General features: G+C 71.4%; 16 protein-coding genes. 9 read left to right on the forward strand and 7 right to left on the reverse strand.

Annotation, left to right across the window (positions count from 1 at the left end):
• Positions 1-13 precede the first annotated feature (13 nt).
• Complete coding sequence (locus GNT64_RS17245) at positions 14-199, forward strand: hypothetical protein (RefSeq protein ID WP_156680637.1); 186 nt, start codon at positions 14-16, stop codon at positions 197-199.
• Positions 199-495 carry a hypothetical protein gene (locus GNT64_RS21630; protein ID WP_197277055.1) on the forward strand — a complete coding sequence of 99 codons (297 nt, stop codon included), beginning with the start codon at positions 199-201 and terminating at the stop codon, positions 493-495. The genes GNT64_RS17245 and GNT64_RS21630 overlap by 1 nt, the downstream gene beginning before the upstream one ends.
• Before the next feature lie 9 nt (positions 496-504).
• Here GNT64_RS21630 and GNT64_RS17255 read toward each other — a convergent pair whose 3' ends face one another.
• Both GNT64_RS17255 and GNT64_RS17260 read right to left on the reverse strand, forming a co-directional pair.
• Positions 505-1,254 carry a hypothetical protein gene (locus GNT64_RS17255; RefSeq protein WP_156680638.1) on the reverse strand — a complete coding sequence of 250 codons (750 nt, stop codon included), beginning with the start codon at positions 1,252-1,254 and terminating at the stop codon, positions 505-507.
• Positions 1,255-1,259: 5 nt separating this feature from the next.
• Complete coding sequence (locus GNT64_RS17260) at positions 1,260-2,471, reverse strand: TIGR04063 family PEP-CTERM/XrtA system glycosyltransferase (protein WP_156680639.1); 1,212 nt, start codon at positions 2,469-2,471, stop codon at positions 1,260-1,262.
• A 244-nt stretch (positions 2,472-2,715) separates the two neighbouring features.
• Between GNT64_RS17260 and GNT64_RS17265 the strand changes: the two genes are divergently transcribed.
• Positions 2,716-4,098: a putative O-glycosylation ligase, exosortase A system-associated gene (locus GNT64_RS17265; protein WP_156680640.1), complete on the forward strand. Its 1,383-nt coding sequence runs from the start codon at positions 2,716-2,718 to the stop codon at positions 4,096-4,098.
• Here GNT64_RS17265 and GNT64_RS17270 read toward each other — a convergent pair.
• Positions 4,095-4,595 carry a sterol desaturase family protein gene (locus GNT64_RS17270; protein WP_156680641.1) on the reverse strand — a complete coding sequence of 167 codons (501 nt, stop codon included), beginning with the start codon at positions 4,593-4,595 and terminating at the stop codon, positions 4,095-4,097. The two genes, GNT64_RS17265 and GNT64_RS17270, sit on opposite strands and share 4 nt — an antisense overlap.
• Positions 4,596-4,671: 76 nt before the next feature.
• Here GNT64_RS17270 and GNT64_RS17275 point away from each other — a divergent pair, with 76 nt between their 5' ends.
• The 4 genes from GNT64_RS17275 (at position 4,672) to GNT64_RS17290 (ending at position 8,145) form a co-directional block, all read left to right on the forward strand.
• The gene (locus GNT64_RS17275; RefSeq protein WP_156680642.1) at positions 4,672-5,022 is read left to right on the forward strand and encodes a hypothetical protein; all 351 of its coding nucleotides are present in this window, start codon (positions 4,672-4,674) and stop codon (positions 5,020-5,022) included.
• Positions 5,023-5,118: 96 nt separating this feature from the next.
• Complete coding sequence (gene sucC / locus GNT64_RS17280) at positions 5,119-6,318, forward strand: ADP-forming succinate--CoA ligase subunit beta (protein ID WP_156680643.1); 1,200 nt, start codon at positions 5,119-5,121, stop codon at positions 6,316-6,318.
• Between the two features lie 151 nt (positions 6,319-6,469).
• A complete protein-coding gene (locus GNT64_RS17285) occupies positions 6,470-7,219 on the forward strand; it encodes an electron transfer flavoprotein subunit beta/FixA family protein (RefSeq protein ID WP_156680644.1) in 750 nt (249 codons plus the stop codon).
• Positions 7,216-8,145: an electron transfer flavoprotein subunit alpha/FixB family protein gene (locus GNT64_RS17290; protein WP_156680645.1), complete on the forward strand. Its 930-nt coding sequence runs from the start codon at positions 7,216-7,218 to the stop codon at positions 8,143-8,145. Before GNT64_RS17285 ends, GNT64_RS17290 begins: the two co-directional genes overlap by 4 nt.
• Positions 8,146-8,201: 56 nt before the next feature.
• On the opposite strand, the gene GNT64_RS17295 is transcribed toward GNT64_RS17290, so the two are convergent.
• Positions 8,202-9,071 (reverse strand): peptidylprolyl isomerase, encoded by an 870-nt coding sequence (locus GNT64_RS17295; protein ID WP_156681724.1) that lies wholly within the window; start codon positions 9,069-9,071, stop codon positions 8,202-8,204.
• 162 nt (positions 9,072-9,233) lie between these two features.
• On the opposite strand from GNT64_RS17295, the gene GNT64_RS17300 reads away from it, so the two are divergent.
• The gene (locus GNT64_RS17300; protein WP_156680646.1) at positions 9,234-10,298 is read left to right on the forward strand and encodes an extracellular catalytic domain type 1 short-chain-length polyhydroxyalkanoate depolymerase; all 1,065 of its coding nucleotides are present in this window, start codon (positions 9,234-9,236) and stop codon (positions 10,296-10,298) included.
• Here the strand turns inward: GNT64_RS17300 and alkB are convergent, their stop codons facing one another.
• Genes alkB through ada form a run of 3 tightly spaced genes read right to left on the reverse strand, consistent with a single transcriptional unit; the run spans position 10,299 to position 12,680 of the window.
• Positions 10,299-10,940, reverse strand: coding sequence for a DNA oxidative demethylase AlkB (gene alkB, locus GNT64_RS17305; RefSeq protein ID WP_156680647.1), 642 nt, complete (start codon positions 10,938-10,940; stop codon positions 10,299-10,301).
• The gene (locus tag GNT64_RS17310) at positions 10,930-11,622 is read right to left on the reverse strand and encodes a 2OG-Fe(II) oxygenase (protein WP_197277056.1); all 693 of its coding nucleotides are present in this window, start codon (positions 11,620-11,622) and stop codon (positions 10,930-10,932) included. The genes alkB and GNT64_RS17310 overlap by 11 nt, the downstream gene beginning before the upstream one ends.
• On the reverse strand, positions 11,619-12,680 hold the full coding sequence (gene ada / locus GNT64_RS17315) for a bifunctional DNA-binding transcriptional regulator/O6-methylguanine-DNA methyltransferase Ada (protein WP_156680648.1): 1,062 nt from the start codon (positions 12,678-12,680) through the stop codon (positions 11,619-11,621). Before ada ends, GNT64_RS17310 begins: the two co-directional genes overlap by 4 nt.
• 163 nt (positions 12,681-12,843) lie before the next feature.
• Here ada and GNT64_RS17320 point away from each other — a divergent pair, with 163 nt between their 5' ends.
• Positions 12,844-13,440, forward strand: a complete 597-nt coding sequence (locus GNT64_RS17320; RefSeq protein WP_231639072.1) for a peptidylprolyl isomerase — start codon at positions 12,844-12,846, stop codon at positions 13,438-13,440.
• The last annotated feature ends 11 nt before the right edge of the window (positions 13,441-13,451 follow it).

Raw genomic sequence — 13,451 nt, forward strand, 5'->3', positions numbered from 1 at the left:
CCAAGGAACAGACATGCAACTGCTTCCCGTCATCGAGAAGTTCATTCGCGCCCGCAATATTGCCCCGACCCGTTTCGGACGCGATGCGGTGCGCGATCCCCGCTTCGTCCTCGATCTGCGCAACGGCCGCGAACCGCGTCGGCGCACCGTCTCCCGCGTCCTTACCTATATCGACGGCCAGTCGCAGGGGGATCGCTGATGCGCGACGCCCAGACCCTGCTGCTCCGCGCGCTCTGCCCGCCGGGCATGCCGGCGCCCACGCTGCGGCTGGCCCATAGCGAGGCATGGGCCAGCGCCACGTTCGCCGGCGCCCGCCACCGCTTCGAGTTCGACACGGTCGCGCCGGCCCGCGCGGATGCGTTCGCCGCCGCGCTCGGCGATCGCGAGTTCGCCCTGCCGGGGCATCTCGTCGCCGACATCGCGGTGACGGGCAGGACGGCCAACGCCGCCGGCGTTGCGCTGACGATCGAGGCGCTCACCGTGGAGAACGAGTAACCGCGCGCCTCAGCGCCGCCCGGCCGTGCGCTGCTGCAATTCCTCGACCGCGGCGCGCAGGGTGCCGCCGATCGGCCGGATCTCCCGTTTCAGCGCGGTGACGTTCGGCTCCGCGCCGGCGAGGACCAGCGCCTTGCGCGCCAGCCCGGTCTCCAGCCGCACCATCAGGGCGGCGAGCGGCGGCTTCCTGTCGGCGGCGATGGTCTCGACCGTCTCCGCCGGGATCGCCTCCGCCGCCTGGGTCGGCACCGGCACCAGCGTCGGCCCGGCGGCCGCCATCTCGTCTTCCGGCTCGTCGTCGATCGCGGAGGAAGGGGCAAGCTCGCGCGGCGGATCGGGGAAGGCGAGGGGCGGTTCCTCCGCCCGCCAGCCGTCCGGCAGCGGATCGACGAGATCGAGCGGCGTGCCCAGATCGCTGCCGGCGAAGATCGGGCGGCGCGGCGGCGCATCCGGATGCGCATCGGCGCGGCGGAGCACCGGCGCGTCGGCCGCCACCGGCGCCGCGGCGAACGGCAGACGCGCGGCCCGATCGAGCAGCACGAAGCCGAGCCACGTCGCCCCGCCGATCGCCAGCCCGCAGAGCAAGGCGAGCGGCAGGCGCCCGCCGAGGATCGCCGGATCGAGCAGCCGGCCGATCAGCGCCGCCGGCATGGCGTAGCAGAAGAAGGCGGCGGCGGCGCCCAGCAGCACGGCGGCGATCGGCCCCAGCAGGGGCTCCATCCGCCGTGCCAGGGTCACGGGTCTCGCGGCTCCGGCCATGTCCGTCATCCCTTGCCCGTCAGCTTGCGGTAAACGGGCGCATAACGCGAAACGTTTGACGACCAGTTACGATCGCGCTCCACGAAGGCGCGCGCCACCGCCCGCCGCCGATCCCACCCGGCGCGATCGGCGAACAGCCCGGCCAACGCCGTCGCCAGCGCCGCCGGATCGTCCGGCGGGAAGAGGGTGCCGGTCACGCCGTCCTCGATCAGCTCGCGATGCCCGCCGACGTTGGAGGCGGCGACCAGCCGGCGCTGCGCCATCGCCTCCAGCGGTTTGAGCGGCGTGACGAGCTCGGTCAGCCGCATCGCCTTGCGCGGATAGGCGAGGATGTCGACGAGGCTGTAGTAGCGCTCCACCTGGTCGTGCGGCACGCGGCCGGCGAAGGTGATGCGGGCCGCCGCGGGCGAGGCCGCCGCCTGCGCCTTCAGCGCCGCCTCCATCGGCCCGCCGCCCACCAGCAGCAGGTGCGCATCGGGCCGCGCGGCGACGAGCGCCGGCATCGCCGCGATCAGATCGTCCAGCCCCTCATAATCATAATAGGAGCCGATGAAGCCGACCACCTCGCGCCCTTCGAGCCCGAGCTCGCGCGCCAGCGCCGTGTCCGGCGGCGGCGGATCGCCGAACAGGTGCAGGTCCACGCCGTTGGGCGAGACCATGATCTTCTCCGCCGGGATCCCGCGCGAGACGAGATCGCCGCGCAGCCCCTCGCAGATGACGGCCACCGCATCGGCCGAGCGGGCGGCGCGGGTTTCCAGCAGCCTGGTCACGCGGTAGCGCGCCGATCCCTCGCGATCGGTGCCGTTGCCCACCGCCGCATCCTCCCAGAAGGCGCGGATCTCATACACCAGCGGCAGGCCGTGTCGGCGCGCGACGCGCAGGGCGGCGAGCGCGTTCAGCACCGGCGAGTGCACGTGCAGCTGATCCGGCCGCCACTGCGCGATCACCGCGTCCAGCCGGCGGCCGAGGGCGGCGATCTCGCGCCACTCGCGCATCGGCGAGCGGGCGGGGGCGGGGTGCGGCGTGCGGAAGAAGGTGAGGCCGTCGACCACCTCCGCCAGCGACTCCGCGCCGCGCACCTCGGGCAGCTGGCGCGCGCCGGTGAGGCCGGCCACCTCCCACCCCATCCCGATCTGCGCCTTCAGGATCGCGCGGGTGCGGAACGTGTAGCCGCTGTGGATCGGCAGGCTGTGATCGAGGATATGGAGGATGCGCATGGAAGCCCTCTGCCACCGCGTGGCTTAACGGCGCGTCAACCGGCGCTCGCCTAAGCCGCGTCGGGTCTGCCATACCCGCTTCCGCTCCGCCGGGCGAGGTGGGCGGCGGCGAACGAAGCGAGGAGTGCCGGCATGATCGATCTCTTCTCGCTGGCTCTGTCGCACGGGCTGATGCTGATCGCCGCCTGGCGCCTGCTTCACCGCCCCGATCTCGATCGTGAGCCGCCGCCCGGGGAGCCGCCCGTTGCGTGATCTCGCCTTCGTCGCCTTCCTGGCGGCCCTGCTGGGCTTCGGCTTCAAGCGGCCCTTCCTGTTCGTGCTCGCTTATGTCTACGTCGATATCGTATCGCCGCAGCGGCTCTCTTATACCCTGCTCACGGTGGTGCCGATCTCGCTGATCTGCGTCACGCTGGCGGTGGGCGGCTGGGCGCTGGCGGACCGCAAGGCCGGCAGCCGCTTCGCCACCCGCCAGTGGCTGCTGCTGATGCTGCTCGGCTGGGCGGCCTACACCACGATCAACGCCGATCTGCCGCTCGACGCGCTGGATAAATGGGGGTGGGTGTGGAAGGCGCTGGCCTTCGCCATCTTCCTGCCCTTCACCCTGCGCACCCGGCTGCGCATCGAGGCGCTGCTGCTGTTCCTGGTGCTCTCGGTCTCGTCGATCGTGGTGGTGGGCGGGATCAAGACGCTGGGATCGGGCGGCGGCTACGGCGCGCTCAACCTCATGGTCTCGAACAATAGCGGGCTGTACGAAGGCAGCATCATCTCCACCTTCGCGATCGCGGTGATCCCGCTGATACTGTTCCTGGCCAAGCACGGCACCGTGTTCCCCGGCGACTGGCGGGTGAAGGCCTATGCCACGGCGCTGATCTTCGCCTGCCTGCTGATCCCGGTCGGCACGCAGGCGCGCACGGGCCTGATCTGCATCGCCGTGCTGGCGGTGCTGACCCTGCGCGCGACGAAGCGGCGCATGCTCTATCTGGTGCTGCTCGGCGGGGCGGGGGCGCTGGCGGTGCAGTTCCTGCCTTCCAGCTACAGCAAGCGCATGGAGACGATCCAGGGCTATCAGGCGGACAGTTCCGCCTCCACCCGTCTCGCCGTGTGGCAGTGGACATGGGACTATGTGAAGGCCAATCCGGCGGGTGGCGGCTTCAACGCCTATATGCAGAACCGCATCACCATCGACATCAAGAAGACCGCCGGCGACGCCAATAACGAGACGGTGACGAACTCGAAGGATTACGACGCCGGCCGCGCCTACCACAGCAGCTACTTCGAGATGCTGGGCGAGCAGGGCTTCCCCGGCTTCTTCCTGTGGATCCTGCTCCACCTGCTCGGCCTGATCAGGATGGAGGCGGTGCGCCGGCGCCACCGCCGGGCGACCGGCGACGATGCCTGGATCGCCCCGCTGGCGACGGCTCTGCAGCATGCGCACATCATCTACATGGTCGGCTCGCTGTTCGTCGGCATCGCCTTCCAGACGACGATCCTGATGCTGATCGGTTGCGAGATCGGCCTCGACACCTATCTGCGGCGACGCGGCGGCGCGATGGCCCGGGCCGTTGGCACAGCGCCGGGCGCAATGCCGGCCGCGTCCGGTTGGCGTCGCGCTCCGATCAGACGCTAGGCGTCCCGCGCGGCGCGCACGCCGGCGCGGCCGCGACGGACGAGCTCCGCCTTCAGCGACTCGGGGCTGGGCGCGACGAGGAAGCCGAAGCTCAGCGTGCCGCCTTTCGTCTCCACCGCGTGGTGCAGCCGATGCGCCTGCACGATCCGTTTCATGTAGCGCCCGCGCGGCACGTAGCGGTGGCCGATCCGGCGGTGGACGATCACGTCGTGGAAGCCGAAGTAGATCGCGCCGTAGGCCGCGACGCCGGCGCCGACCCAGGCATAGCCGGCGCCCCAGCCGAGCTGCACGCCGGCGAGCAGCAGCAGGATCGAGGGTATGGCGAAGATCACCGCGTACAGGTCGTTCGCCTCGAACGGCCCGGTGCGCGGGCGGTGGTGGCTGGCGTGCAGGAACCAGCCCGGCCCGTGCATGATCCAGCGGTGCGCCGCATAGGCGACACCCTCCATTACGGCGATGGTGGCGAGGAACAGCAGCAGGCCGGGAAGCGGGGACATGGCGGCGCTATAGCGGAACGGACGCGGCCGCGCACCCGTTCAGCCGGCCGTCAGCGATGAAGCGGGAGAAGGCGCGATGATCGCGCGATCGACGATGTGCGCCACCCGGCCCGGCCGGCGCCGGGCCATCCTCCTCCTCCTCCCGCTCGCCCTGCTCGCCGGCTGCGCCTCGCGCGAGTCGCGGGTCGAGGCGGCGCTGGTGAAGGCCGGCGTGTCCGCGCGCCTGGCCGCCTGCCTCGCGCCGCGCCTGGCCGAGCGGCTGAGCGACGACCAGTTGCGCGCGCTCGCCGCCGCCGCCCGCCGCCCGCCGGGGGACGATCGCAAGGCGCGCGTCGGCGACGTCGTGGCCCGCGTCGCCGGCACCGGCGACCCGGCGATCATCGACGCGGTGACGAAATCCGGCATCCACTGTGCGCTGAAAGGCTGATCCCCGCCCCGGCTTTTCCGCAGGGTAGCCTTCGCGGACGCGATATGCTTTAGCGCAGGGCCGACGGCTCCCCGATCAGGAAGAGACAGGCATCCCATGAACATCCATGAGTATCAGGCCAAGGAATTGCTGGCGAAGTTCGGCGTGGCGATTCCCGCCGGCTATGCGGCCCTTTCCGTCGACGAGGCCGTGGAGGCCGCCGGCAAGCTGCCCGGGCCGCTCTATGTGGTGAAGTCCCAGATCCACGCCGGCGGGCGCGGCAAGGGCAAGTTCAAGGAACTGGGGCCGGACGCCAAGGGCGGCGTGCGCCTGTCCAAGACGATCGACGATGTGCGCCAGAACGCCACCGACATGCTCGGCAACACGCTGGTAACGATCCAGACGGGCGAGGCCGGCAAGCAGGTGAACCGCCTCTACATCACCGACGGCGCGGACATCGCGAAGGAATATTATCTGTCGATGGTCGTCGATCGCGGCACCGGCCGGGTCGCCATGATCGTGTCGACCGAGGGCGGCATGGACATCGAGACAGTGGCCCACGACACGCCCGAGAAGATCACCACGATCACGATCGACCCGGCGGAGGGCTTCCAGCCGCATCACGGCCGCGCCGTCGCCTTCGCGCTGAAGCTGAAGGGCGATCTGAACAAGCAGGCCGCCAAGGTGGCCGAGCAGCTCTACACCGCCTTCATGGCGACCGACATGTCGATGCTGGAGATCAACCCGCTGGTCGAGACCGAGGACGGCAAGATCCTGGTGCTGGACGCGAAGGTGAGCTTCGATTCGAACGCGCTCTACCGTCACCCGGATATCTTCGCCCTGCGCGACGAGACCGAGGAGGATCCGAGCGAGATCGAGGCGAGCAAGTACGACCTCGCCTACATCAAGCTGGACGGCAATATCGGCTGCATGGTGAACGGCGCCGGCCTGGCCATGGCGACGATGGACATCATCAAGCTGAACGGCGAGTTTCCGGCCAACTTCCTCGACGTGGGCGGCGGCGCCACCAAGGAGAAGGTGACGGCGGCGTTCAAGCTGATCCTCAGCGATCCGGCGGTGAAGGGTATCCTCGTCAACATCTTCGGCGGCATCATGCGCTGCGACATCATCGCCGACGGCATCGTCGCCGCCGCCAAGGAGGTGAACCTCGCGGTGCCGCTGGTGGTGCGCCTGGAAGGCACCAACGTGCAGCAGGGCAAGGACATCCTCGCCAATTCCGGCCTGCCGATCGTCTCCGCCGACGATCTGGGCGACGCCGCCAAGAAGATCGTCGCGCAGGTGAAGCAGGCGGCCTGAGCGGGCGGGGGTGGCGGCGGCGCCATCACCCCCGCGATTTCGCAAGCCGCTATTCGCAACTTCGCAACTTCGCAGTTGATTTCGCCCGCCTTGCCATCGAAGGCGAGCCGCATCCAAGGATCCGCCAGGATCGCGAGCAGGAGTGACACCGATGAAGGTGCTGGTGCCCGTCAAGCGGGTGATCGATTACAACGTGAAGCCGCGGGTGAAGATGGACGGCACGGGCGTCGACCTGGCGAACGTGAAGATGTCGATGAACCCGTTCGACGAGATCGCCGTGGAAGAGGCGATCCGCCTGCGCGAGAAGGGCGTCGCGACCGAGATCGTCGCTGTCTCGATCGGCGTGCAGAAGTGCCAGGAGACGCTGCGAACGGCGCTGGCGATGGGCGCCGACCGCGCGATCCTGGTGCTGACCGAGGACGAGGCCGAGCCGCTCGCCGTCGCCAAGATCCTGAAGGGGATCGTCGACGAGGAGCAGCCCGGCCTGGTGATCCTGGGCAAGCAGGCGATCGACGACGATTCGAACCAGACCGGCCAGATGCTCGCCGCGCTGACCGGCCGGCCGCAGGGCACCTTCGCCAGCAAGGTGGAGGTCGACGGCGACTCGGTCAAGGTGACGCGTGAGGTGGATGGCGGGCTCGAGACAGTCAGCCTCAAGGCGCCGGCGATCGTGACGACCGACCTGCGCCTGAACGAGCCGCGCTACGCCAGCCTGCCCAACATCATGAAGGCCAAGTCCAAGCCGCTCGCGAACAAGACCCCGGCGGACTATGGCGTCGACACCGCGCCGCGCCTGAAGACGCTGAAGGTGGAGGAGCCCGCCAAGCGCCAGGCCGGCGTGAAGGTGGGCGATGTCGACGAGCTGATCGGCAAGCTCAAGGTGCTGGGAGTGGTGGCATGAAGACGCTCGTCTGGGTCGAACATGACAATGCAAGCGTGAAGGACGCGACGCTCGCGACCGTCACCGCCGCGAGCCAGCTGGGCGACGTCGATCTGCTGGTCGCCGGCTCCGGCTGCGCCGCCGTGGCGGACGAGGCGGCCGGCATCGCCGGTGTCGGCACCGTCTACCTGGCGGACGACGCAGCCTACGAGAATGCGCTGGCCGAGAATGTCGCGCCGCTGGTGGTGCAGCTGATGGGCGATCACGACGCGTTCGTCGCGCCCGCCACCTCCAACGGCAAGAATATCGCGCCGCGGGTGGCGGCCCTGCTCGATGTCGTGCAGGTGTCGGAGATCCTGTCGGTCGTCTCGGCCGATACGTTCACCCGGCCGATCTACGCCGGCAACGCGATCGCCACGGTGCAGGCGCCGGCGGGCAAGCTGGTGCTCACGGTGCGCGGCACGGCCTTCGCCAAGGCGGAGAAGACCGGCGGCGCGGGCACCGTGCAGGCGGCGGCCGCCGGCGGCGACCAGGGCCTCTCGACCTTCGTCGGGTCCGAGATCTCCAAGTCGGAACGTCCGGAGCTCACCTCCGCCAAGATCATCGTGTCCGGCGGACGGGCGCTGCAGAACAGCGAGAATTTCCACACGCTGATCGAGCCGCTGGCCGACAAGCTGGGCGCCGGCGTCGGCGCCAGCCGCGCGGCGGTGGATGCCGGCTACGTGCCGAACGACTATCAGGTCGGCCAGACGGGCAAGATCGTGGCGCCGGAAGTCTATATTGCGGTCGGCATCTCGGGCGCGATCCAGCATCTGGCGGGCATGAAGGACTCGAAGGTCATCATCGCCATCAACAAGGATGAGGATGCGCCGATCTTCCAGGTGGCCGATGTCGGCCTGGTCGGCGACCTGTTCAAGATCGTGCCGGAGCTGACCGGCAAGCTCTGAGGGCGCCGCCCGTAATCTATCCCTGCCCCGGCCTGCGCCGGGGCAGGAGCAGGCGATCAGCCTTTGCGGCGCGCCGGCGGGATCGCATTGCACACGTCCAGCGCGCCCGCGGCTCTGACGAAGAAGCCGTCGCCCCGGTTCGCCCGCGCGCCCACCCACTGCGCGAAGGCGGCGGAGTTCGTGTCCAGCACCTGCCATGCCGGGCGCGCTGCCGCGGGCAGGTCGGCGGCGATGCGCGTGGAGACGATCGGGGTGCGCTCGCTGGCTTTCTCGTAGAAGCCGAGCGCCCCGCCGCCGCGCGGCAGCGCCGCCATGCGCTCCATCCCGTCCAGCACCCGGCCGACGAGGGCGATGTTGCGATCGAGGTGGCGCGGCGCGTGGCCGATCACGGCGTAGAGTTCGGCGCCGTTGCCGGTGTCCGGCGGATTGTCCCGCCCCACGCCGACCATGCCGTAGCAGTGCACCAGCCAGCGCGCGCGGCCGTCGCTCGCCACCGGCCAGCCGGCGACGTGGCCGGTCTGCGCGGCATAGGCGTCACGATAGCCCAGCGGGCGGAATGGCGCGCCGCCGGCCGCGCCCTCATATTCCGCCGGCGGCGTGGGGTTCGCGCCCGGCGGCAGCGGCTTCCCCTCTGCGGCGGCCCATTGCACGACATAATTGTCCTGCACGCGCACGATCGCGCCGCCATCGAACCAGCCCGCGCGGATGAAGGCGCGGATGTTGGCGACATGCACCGGCGCGAAGGCGGGCGCGAGCTGCAGCACCACCTGCCCGCCATCCCGCAGCGTGATCGTCACCAGATCCTCGGCCGGCACGTCCGCCCAGGCGGCGGCGGGCGCGCGGTCGACGATCTGCTGCGGCGTCGGTGCCGGGGCGGCGCCTGCGAGGGCGAGCGCGGCGGCCATGACGACAAGCGAACGGGGCATCGGCATCGCGGCAGTCTCCCTCCGCACATCCTAGAAGTGGCGCGGCCGGCGACACAAGGGCGGTTTATGCTGCACTGCGGGATAGATCGGCGCTATGCTGCGTTCGTGTCGGCGGGTGCAGGTTGTTCGCCCGGATCGCGCCGCAACAGGGGGCACGTGTCGATGAAGCTGTTTCCCGCGCTGATGAGGGCCGGGCGCCTGTCCCGCAAGGGGCGGCCGCTCTCGGCGCTGCTGGCGATCCAGGAGGCGGTGATGGCGCCGCTCACGGCGAAGCCGAAGCGCAAGGCCCCGGCCCGCGCGCGCGTGGCCGCGCCCCGGGTGAAGGCGCCGCGCGCGTCCTCGTCGGCGGCGGTGAAGCGGATGCCGCCGGGCAGCTTCGTCGATGGCGTCCATGCCTGCCCGCAGGGGCGGCTCGCCTACAAGCTCTACACCCCCGTCGGCGCCGGGCGGCGCAGCCTGCCGCTGGTGGTGATGCTGCACGGCTGCACCCAGAATGCCGCCGACTTTGCCGCCGGCACGGCAATGAACGCGCTGGCCGACGAGCAGGGCTTCCTCGTCCTCTATCCGGAGCAGTCGGGCAGCGCCAATGCCGGCCGCTGCTGGAACTGGCACCTGCCCGCCAATCAGGAGCGCGGCGGCGGCGAACCGGCGGTGATCGCGGCGACGACGCGGCGGATCATGCGCACGGCCGGCGCCGATCCGGCGCGCGTCTACATCGCCGGCCTGTCGGCGGGCGGTGCGGCGGCGGCGATCGTCGGCGCGGCCTATCCCGATCTCTACTGCGCGGTCGGCGTCCATTCCGGTCTGGCCCGAGGCAATGTCAGCACCTTCTCCGGCGCGGTCGAGGCGATGCGCAAGGGCAGCGGCGAGCGGATCGGCGCGGTGAAGCGCGCCGCCCGGGCGCTGCCGCTGATCGTGTTCCACGGCGATCAGGATCGGGTGGTCTATCCGTGCAACGCCGGCGGCTTCCTCAGCGAGCTGCGCCGGGCGAGCCCGCAGGCGCTGCGCGAGCGCACCGATCGCGGGATCGCACCGGGCGGGCGCGGCTACACCCGCACCGTCTATCGCGGGGCGGACGGGCAGGTGGCGCTGGAGGGCTGGATCGTCCACGGCAGCGGCCACGGCTGGTCGGGCGGGCGTGCGGCCGGCTCCTATACCGATCCGGCCGGGCCGGATGCCTCGCGCGAGATGGTCCGCTTCTTCCTCGCCCGTCGCAAGGCGGCCTGATCACAGCGCCTTGCGGAAGGTGAGGTTGTAGCGCAGCGGCCCGGTAAGCGGATGATCGCCGGGCTTCAGCGTGTCGACGCCGTGAAAGGTCAGCCGCGCCGGCCCGCCCCACACCACCACGTCGCCATGGTGCAGCGGCACGCGGCGCGGCCGATCCCCGCGCGCCTGCCCGCCCCACAGGAACACGGCCGCCACGCCGAGCGAGACGGAGACGATCGGCGCGGCGAGATCCGCCTCGTCGCGATCCTGATGCGGCGCCATCCGCGCGCCGGGTTCGTAGCGGTTGACCAGGCAGGCGTCGGGCACGAAGCTGGCGAACCCCGCACGCGCGGCGGCTCGGCCGGCAAGGGCGACGAAGGCGAGCGGCAGCGGCGGCCACGGCAGCCCGCCCAGCGGATCGGCCGCGGTGTAGCGATAGCCGCGCCGGCTGGTCGTCCACCCGGCCGCGCCGGCGTTGGTCATCGCGACGGACATCGCGCGGCCGCCGGGCGTCTCCATGCGGCGAAACGGCGCCGCCGCCGCGATCGCCGCGATGCCGGCGAGCAGTTCCTCCGCCGCGTCCAGCGCGAAGCCGCCGAGCAGGACCGCGCCGGGATCGAGCGGCAGCGCCACGCGCGTCTCGGGGAACAGCTCAGGCGGCATCGTGGAAGATGATGCCCAGCGTGTGCCGCCGGCCGGAGCGGACGGTGCTGACGCCGTGGCGCAACGCCACCCGCCGATCGCCGCGCGCCCCCGCCTGCGGCCGCACGTTCACCGCGAACACCACCGTGTCGCCCCGCTCCAGCGGCACCACCTCCACGCGGGACTGCATGCGCGGCCGCTGCTCCGTCAGCACGAACTCGCCACCCGTGAAGTCCTCGCCCGGGCGTGAGAGCAGGACGGCGAGCTGGAGCGGGAAGACGTGGGCGCCGTAGAGATCCTGGTGCAGGCAGTTATGGTCGCCCGGCCCGTAGCGCAGCAGCAGCGGCGTCGGCCGCGTCTGGCCGGCGGCGTGGCAGCGGGCCAGGAAGGCGGCGTGATCGGCCGGGAAGCGCGGCGCCAGCCCCATCCGCTCGTGCCAGCGGTTCGCGATGCCGGCCAGCGGCGGGTAGAGCGCCGTGCGCAGCGCCGCGACGTGCGGCGGCAGCGGATAGGCGAAGTAGCGATACTCGCCCCGGCCGTAGCCGTGCCGCGCCATGTGGACGTGGCTGCGAAAGCCGACGCCGCCATCGTAGAGCGCGGCGGTGGCGGCGCACGCATCGGCATCGAGCAGGGCCGGCAGCAGTGCCCAGCCCTGCCCATCCAGCGCGGCGGCGATCTCCGCCCAGTCGATCGCTGGCGTCACTCCGCCGCCTCCAGTGCGAGCAGGCGGCGCTTGCGCTCGACACCCCAGCGATAGCCGGAGAGGGCGCCGTCGGTGCGGACGACGCGGTGGCACGGGATGGCGACGGCGTGGGAGTTGGCGGCGCAGGCACCGGCCACGGCGCGTACGGCGGACGGCGCGCCGATGGCCGCCGCGATCTCGGCATAGCTCGCCGTCCGCCCGGCGGGGATGCGGCGCAGCGCCTGCCACACGCGCTGCTGGAAGGCGGTGCCGCGCACGTCCAGCGGCAGGTCCAGCCCGGTTGCCGGCGCCTCGACGAAGCCGATCACCTGCGCCACCAGCGCCTGATAGCCGGCATCGTCGCCGATCAGGGTGGCGGCGGGAAAGCGATCCTGCAGATCCTCCACCAGATCCGCCGGATCGTCGCCGATCAGGATGGCGGCGATGCCCTTGTCGCTGGCGGCGACCAGGATGGCGCCCAGCGCGCATTGGCCCACGGCGAAGCGCAACGTCTCGGCGGCGCCGCCGGCGCGATAGCGCGTCGGCGTCATGCCCAGCATCGCGGCGGCGCCCTCGTAGAAGCGGCCGTGGGAGGCGAAGCCGGCGGCGTTGATCGCCTCCGTCACCGTGTCCGCCGCGCGCAGCTCCTCGCGCACGCGGGCGGCGCGATGGGCGGCGGCATAGTCGCGCGGGGTGAGGCCGGTGCGCGCCTTGAACAGACGGTGGAAATAGCCGGGGCTGAGGCCCGCCGCCGCCGCCAGCGCCGCCAGCGCGGGCGGCTGCTCGGCCGTCTCGATCGTCTTGCATGCCGCCACGATGCGCGCCGCCATCGCCGCCGCGCCGGTGCCTTCCGGGTCGCAGCGCCGGCACGGCCGCGCGCCGGTGGCCCGCGCCCCCGCCAGGCTGTCATGGATCGTCACGTTGGCCGGGTTGGCCGCACGCGACGCGCAGGACGGGCGGCAGTAGACGCCGGTCGTCAGCACCGAATACCAGAAGGCGCCGTCGGCGCTCGCGTCGCGTGCGCGGATGCGCGCCCAGCGCGGGTCGTCGGCGGTCTGCACGGGTCTGCTCGCGTTCATCACATCATCCTTATCGCATTCTCCGGCCGGCATGTGGCATCGCTTCGTGCCCGTGCGCGCTCCGCCGCTTGCGATCGAATCCAAGATGGGGTGCGCTGCGTTGCGGCGGAAGCGATTGACCCGCCTTCATGTCGGATGGCAGGTGGATGGAGTGAGCGTTACCGTGCGTCCGAAATACCGTGCCTTCTTCTGCGGCCTGCTGGCGCTGATCGCCACTGCGGCGCCGGCCGCGCCGCCGGCCGGTCCGCGCGTGCGGATCGAGACGACGATGGGGCCGATCGTGATCGCGCTCGCGACGAAGCAGGCGCCGATCACGACGCAGAACTTCCTGCGCTACGCCGACGAGAAGAGGTTCGACGGCACGACCTTCTATCGCGCCGCGCGTGGCAAGCGCGATCCGAAGGCCGGGCTGCTGCAGGGCGGGATCGATCACCACATCCCGCGCGCGCTGCCGCCGATCGCGCACGAGCCGACGAGCAGGACGGGCCTGAGCCACGTCGACGGCACCGTATCGATGGCGCGCAACGCGCCCGGCACCGCGATGGGCGACTTCTTCATCATCGTCGGCGCCGGATCGACCTATCTGGACGCGCGGCCCGGCAGCCCCGGCTACGCCGCCTTCGGCACGGTGGTGAGCGGGATGCCGCTGGTGCGGCGCATCCTGGCCATGCCGACATGGCCGGGCGGCTTCTCGAAGGAGACGATCGGCCAGTCGCTCCGCGCGCCGGTGCGCATCGTCTCCGTGCGCCGCGTGCCGTGAGCCGGACGGCG

Origin of the sequence: Sphingomonas profundi (assembly GCF_009739515.1) — a bacterium.
Taxonomy (GTDB): Bacteria; Pseudomonadota; Alphaproteobacteria; order Sphingomonadales; family Sphingomonadaceae; genus Alterirhizorhabdus; species Alterirhizorhabdus profundi.